Source organism: Rhodococcus sp. BS-15, from assembly GCF_000813105.1.
GTDB lineage: Bacteria > Actinomycetota > Actinomycetes > Mycobacteriales > Mycobacteriaceae > Rhodococcoides.
Map to the genome: position 1 here is coordinate 1 of NZ_BAOX01000302.1, position 5748 is coordinate 5748.

4 protein-coding genes and 2 pseudogenes are annotated in these 5748 nt (G+C 65.6%); 5 read left to right on the forward strand and 1 reads right to left on the reverse strand.

The genetic code is table 11. The features are described from left to right. Positions 1-160: 160 nt before the first annotated feature. The 4 genes and pseudogenes from RHBS_RS23275 to RHBS_RS23290 all read left to right on the forward strand — a co-directional run bounded on the left by RHBS_RS23275 (position 161) and on the right by RHBS_RS23290 (position 3688). Positions 161-996, forward strand: a pseudogene (locus tag RHBS_RS23275) (biotin--[acetyl-CoA-carboxylase] ligase). A gap of 47 nt (positions 997-1043) precedes the next feature. Continuing rightward, positions 1044-1643 (forward strand): PH domain-containing protein, encoded by a 600-nt coding sequence (locus tag RHBS_RS23280; protein WP_237669608.1) that lies wholly within the window; start codon positions 1044-1046, stop codon positions 1641-1643. A gap of 39 nt (positions 1644-1682) precedes the next feature. Continuing rightward, positions 1683-2363: a response regulator transcription factor gene (locus tag RHBS_RS23285; RefSeq protein WP_121872536.1), complete on the forward strand. Its 681-nt coding sequence runs from the start codon at positions 1683-1685 to the stop codon at positions 2361-2363. 6 nt (positions 2364-2369) lie between these two features. Then, a pseudogene (locus RHBS_RS23290) lies at positions 2370-3688 on the forward strand (sensor histidine kinase). A gap of 5 nt (positions 3689-3693) precedes the next feature. On the opposite strand, the gene RHBS_RS23295 reads toward RHBS_RS23290, so the two are convergent. Beyond that, positions 3694-4254, reverse strand: a complete 561-nt coding sequence (locus tag RHBS_RS23295) for a GtrA family protein (RefSeq protein WP_183130195.1) — start codon at positions 4252-4254, stop codon at positions 3694-3696. Between the two features lie 147 nt (positions 4255-4401). Here RHBS_RS23295 and RHBS_RS23300 point away from each other — a divergent pair, with 147 nt between their 5' ends. Continuing rightward, positions 4402-5655 (forward strand): 5-(carboxyamino)imidazole ribonucleotide synthase, encoded by a 1254-nt coding sequence (locus tag RHBS_RS23300; RefSeq protein ID WP_128646524.1) that lies wholly within the window; start codon positions 4402-4404, stop codon positions 5653-5655. Positions 5656-5748: the final 93 nt, after the last annotated feature.

Sequence of the window (5748 nt, forward strand, 5' to 3'; positions counted from 1 at the left end):
CAGTGGTATGGATATCGGGGGCTTCGGCCGACCCGTGTGCAGTGGAATCCTGGACGCTGGTCATGGGGAACCACTTTAACTGCGAGTGTGATCTGCGCCCCGACCGAGGGTGGTTCGCCGAGGTCGTCGGCCTGTCGGAAGAGCCCATATGCTGGTGCGCATGTGGACAAACCTCGACCGCCCACCACTGGACGTTCGCGCGCTTCGCCGGGCATTGGTGGACGGCCCGCAGGCCTCCTGGTCGCGGGTGGACGTGGTAGCGGAAACCGGTTCGACCAATGCCGACCTGATCGCGGGGGCAGCGAACTACGCCGACCGCACGGCACTGATCGCCGAACATCAGGACAGCGGACGCGGCAGGCACGCGCGACCGTTCTCCGGCGCGCCGCGGTCACAGATTCTGGTGTCGATGCTGCTGAAGTTCCCGGGAATCGATCCGGCGGTGCTCGGGTGGGTGTCGCTCATGACCGGAATCGCTCTGGTCGACGCGTTGCGCACCGTCGGTGAAGTCGATGCTCGACTGAAATGGCCCAACGACGTCCTCATCGGTGGCAAGAAGGTCTCGGGCATCCTGGCCGAGGTCGCCGCACACGGACCGTCGCCCACTGTCGTCATCGGTCTCGGAGTGAACGTGTCGATGACGGTCGACGAGCTGCCGGTGCCCACGGCAACGTCACTGGCGCTGGAGGGGGCCGCGGTTCTCGACCGCGACACGTTGGTTCGGGCGATTCTGCGTGGAATGGCCGCCGAGGTGGACTCGTGGCGGGACTCGAACTGGAACACCGACGCCTCGTCCACCGGTACCGGGAGAGGTGCGGCACCATCGGGCAGCGCGTGCGAGTCGATCTGCCCGGCGGCGACGAGAAGGTCGGAACCGCGGTCGACGTCGACGAGCACGGCCGGATCGTGATCGAGGTCGAGCAACCGGGGTCCGACCGGCCGTCGGTGCTGGCCGTAGCGGCCGGTGATGTCACTCATCTCCGACCTCTCCCGTGAGACCATATCGACTCGACGGAAGTCGTAGCGAGTAGTCAGGAGTGCACGTGGCTTATCCACAGGACGCGTTGGCCGACGAGGAAGAGCTCCTGCTTCATCATCACCCCCACTGGAAGATGCTCGTCCTGCCGTCGGTGACCTTCGTGCTCGTCACGGGCCTGGCAGGCGTCGGCCTCGGGGTCGCGAGTGCGCGGCTGGAATCGACCGCTGCGAACGTCGCCATGATCGCCACCGCTGTGCTGTGGGCGGCGATCGTCGTGTGGCGTTGCCTGGTGCCGCTGATCAGCTGGAAGTGCACGCACTTCATCGTCACCGATCGACGAGTGCTGATCAGGCAGGGCGTGCTCACCCACTCCGGCATCGACATTCCGATGAGCCGAATCAGCAACGTCCAGTTTCGACACGGACTGATCGACCGGATGTTGCGGACCGGCACGCTCATCATCGCCTCGGCATCGGACGATCCACTCGAGTTCGACGACATTCCGCATGTACAACGCGTGCATTCCTTGCTCTACCAGCAGGTATTCGATTCGATGGAGTACCGCCGCGAATCCGTGCACGGCCGGGAGGCTGCGTTCGAGCCGATGCCCGAGGATTCGGCTGCCGAGTCCAAGCCCGGTTGGCGAGCTGGAAAACGCAGGTAACACAGGCTGTTCTCACCTTCGAACCGTATGGTGACCGATGTGACCGACGTGCTGCTTGCCGAAGACGACGAAGCCATCGCTGCGCCCCTGTCCCGAGCTCTCGGGCGCGAGGGCTACACGGTGACCGTCGAACAGACCGGCCCCGCAACCCTTCAACGCGCGCTGGACGGAAAATTCGATCTGCTGATACTCGACCTCGGCCTACCGGGGATGGACGGCCTCGAAGTGTGTCGGCAGGTGCGTGCCAACCGATCCGAGGTTGCCGTACTCATGCTCACCGCACGAACCGACGAGGTCGACTTCGTGGTCGGTCTCGACGCCGGGGCCGACGACTACGTCGGCAAGCCCTTCCGGCTCGCCGAGCTCATGGCCCGCGTACGTGCGTTGCTTCGTCGCCGTGGTGCCGGGGAGGACTCCCCGATCGAGGTCGGTGCCATTCGCCTCGAACCCGCTGCTCGACGCGTCCTGGTCGGCGGCAGCGAGATATCTCTCGCCAACAAGGAATACGAGCTGCTCAAGGTTCTGCTCGACCATGCGGGTCAAGTCGTCTCTCGCGAAGTGATCCTGCGTGAGGTCTGGGGCGACGCGGAGCTGCGCGGATCGAAGACCCTCGACATGCACATGTCCTGGCTGCGTCGCAAGATCGGCGACGAGGGACCGGTGGCCGAGCGTCGTATCGCGACGGTGCGCGGCGTCGGCTTCCGTATCAACAGCGACTAGCGGTCGATGCGGCGTCGAATTCTGGTCTCGATTCTCGCTGTCGTCGTCATGACGGCGTTGCTGCTCGGTTTGCCGCTGATGTACACCGCTTGGTTGTGGGTGGAGGATTTCACGCGCAACGACCTGCAGGCACGCCTGGATCGAATGGCGGCGGAGATCATCTCGCAGGAAGGGTCGACCGGGCTGATCGAGGGCCAGCTCGACATCGGCTCACTCCGGTTGGCGATCCCGCAGGGTGGCCGGCTCGTGGTCATCTACCCGACCCCCGAGGATGCCGCATCGCGCGCGGACATCGGACAGTCCTCCGTGCCTCGACCACTGGTGGAGTCGCTGTCGATGGGTACCTCGGGTTCGCTTCGGCTCGAAGTGCCGTCCGACGACATGCGTTCTCTTCAGCGTCAGGCGCTCGGAGCGGTGACCCTCGTCGTTCTCGCCTCTGCGATGGCAGGCACCGTCGTGGCCGTCGTGACAGCCAAGCGGCTGGCCGATCCGCTGCAGGATGTGGCGCGGCGAGCTGCTCGCTTGGCGGAGGGCGACTTCCGGCCGGACCCACGACGGCACGGCATCGCCGAGCTCGATCGGGTCTCGGAAGTTCTCGACTCGGCCACCGTCGAGATCGCCGGACGGCTGCAGCGTGAGCACACGTTGGTCGCCGATGTCTCGCATCAGCTCCGCAGCCGCCTGACCGCTGTCCGCCTACGCCTGGACGAGATTTCGACGCACCCGGATCCGGCGGTGGTCGACGAGGCCAACGAGGCGATGGATCAGGTGGACCGACTGACCCTTGCCATCGACGAGCTCGTTCGATCCTCTCGTAGTGACGGCGCGGCCGACGCGCACGAGGTCTCGGTCGTCGAGGAACTGATCGGCACCATCGTCGAATGGCAGCGAAACTTCGAGGACGCGGGACGGACCCTGGTGATCAAGGGTGACGTGGATCTGAAGGCCTCGGTGACCGGATCGCGGTTACGCGAAGCGGTCTCGGTACTGATCGACAATTCTCTGGTGCACGGAGACGGGACGTGCACGGTGGCGGTTCGGGCCGTCTCGGCCGTCGAGAGCACCGAGAGACGCCGTGAACGACTGGTCTGTGTCGAGGTTTCGGACGAGGGGCCGGGGGTGAGCAACGAACTCGCTCCGCACATCTTCGACCGTGGATTCTCCGGAGCCGGTTCCACCGGTGTCGGGCTCGCTCTGGCCCGGGCCCTGATCGAGGCGGACGGCGGCAGGCTGGAATTGCAGCGACGCGTCCCGCGCTCTTCTCGGTGTTCCTGCCTGCGTGGCGTGAACCGTCGCCTGCCGTGCCTCGACGCGAGCCGCGCTGAGCGTCTCAGGGTTGGTCGAGTGCGTCCGCTGCGTCGGTCGGGTCCTCGTTGCGTTCGGCGTCCACTTCCAGGATCGTCCGCGCATTGTCCTCGGGAAAAGCGAAGCGGCGCAGTGCCCAGAACCGGAATGCCATCTGCAGCAGGTTGCCGATGATGTAGTTGAGGACGAAGTCGATGATGACCACCGTCGTCAGGGATTCGCTGGTGTCGCGAATGTCGAAGATGTTGTTCGCGATCCACAGGGGGCCGGCTGCGATGAGCACACCGATGCCGCTGATCGCGAAGAAGAGCAGTGCCTCGTGGTGTCGCTCGCGTCCGCCGCGATGCTTGAAGGCCCACTCGCGGTTGAGGAAGTAGCTGAGCAGGGTGGCGAGAACACCCGAGATGATCTTGGCGATCACGGGCTTCTGCTCGAGCACCGTCAGGCTCAGTGAATAGAAGATGACGAGGTCGAAGACCATCGTCGTGCCACCCACGATGGCGAACTTGATCAGCTCACTGTGCCGAATCGCGAGATCCCGAATGGGCGTGGGTAAGCGTTGAAGCACGCTTGCGATCGTCGGCACAACGGTGAAGTCTACGAAACACACCCCGGTTTCGCCGAACCGAGGCTCCGATCATCAGGGTTTCCACAGGTCCTCGCCCAGCTTGCCGTCTTCCGTGCCAGACGCCGGGTCGTACCGAATGCGCGCGACATGACACCATGGTGAGCCGTGACAGGTACCGAACCGCGCCCCACTGCTGCGCGCCCGTCGTCGACCGGAATGCCCGTGGTGACGATGATCGGCGGTGGTCAGCTCGCCCGAATGACTCATCAGTCCGCGATCGAGCTCGGACAGACTCTTCGCGTCCTCGCCGCGGGGGCCGACGAGCCGGCAGCTCAGGTCAGCCCTGACGTCGTCTTCGGGCACCACGACGATCTCGATGCGCTGCGCACGGCCGCGACCGGTTCCAATGCGCTCACCTTCGATCACGAGCAGGTGCCCACCGAGCACCTCGAGACTCTCGTGGCAGAAGGCGTCAACGTACAACCGCCGCCGAGCGCGTTGATTTTCGCCCAGGACAAACTTCGGATGCGTCGCAAGCTCGCCGAACTCGGCGCGCCCGGCCCCGCCTACGCCGAGGTCTCGTGGGCGCAGGACGCGATCGCGTTCGGAGACGAGCACGGGTGGCCGGTGGTGCTCAAGGCAGTTCGCGGCGGCTACGACGGGCGCGGAGTGTGGATGCCCGCCGACGCCGAGGAAGCCGAGGCGATCGTCACTGCCCAACTCGACCTGGGTGTACCGCTCATGGTGGAGGAGAAGGTGGCCATGCGCCGCGAGCTGTCGGCCATGGTCGCACGGTCGCCGTTCGGCCAGGGAGCTGCATGGCCCGTCGTGCAGACCGTGCAGCGCAACGGCCAGTGCGCCGTCGTGCTGGCACCGGCTCCCGACCTCGACGAGGACGTGGCCACGTTCGCAGGCAGGCTGGCACTCGACATCGCAGGTGCGCTCGGTGTGGTCGGCGACCTCGCGGTCGAACTGTTCGAGACCACCTCGGGCAAGCTCCTGGTGAACGAACTCGCCATGCGACCCCACAACTCCGGTCACTGGACCATGGACGGGTGTCGCACCTCGCAGTTCGAGCAGCACCTGCGTGCGGTACTCGACTACCCGCTCGGTGACACCGATCCACTCGCTCCGCTGACGGTGATGGCCAACATTCTGGGCGCGCCCGAGGCTCCCGAGATGACGATGGACGAGCGGCTGCATCACCTGTTCGCCCGCATGCCCGATGCGAAAGTGCATCTGTATGGCAAGAGTGAGCGCAAGGATCGCAAGATCGGCCACGTGAACATCCTGGGCGCGCAGTCGGGTTCGCTCGCCGACCCCGCCTACGTGGCCTCGGTGCGCGAGCGAGCCGAACGCGCAGCGCACTGGATGTCGCACGCCGAATGGACCGACGGATGGGACCCGCACGATGGCTGACAACTCCACTATCGCTCCTGCCGGGCCTGCGTCCGAGGGTCGTTCCGCAGGCTCCACTCCTGCCCCCGATGGTCGTTCCGCAGGCTCCACTCC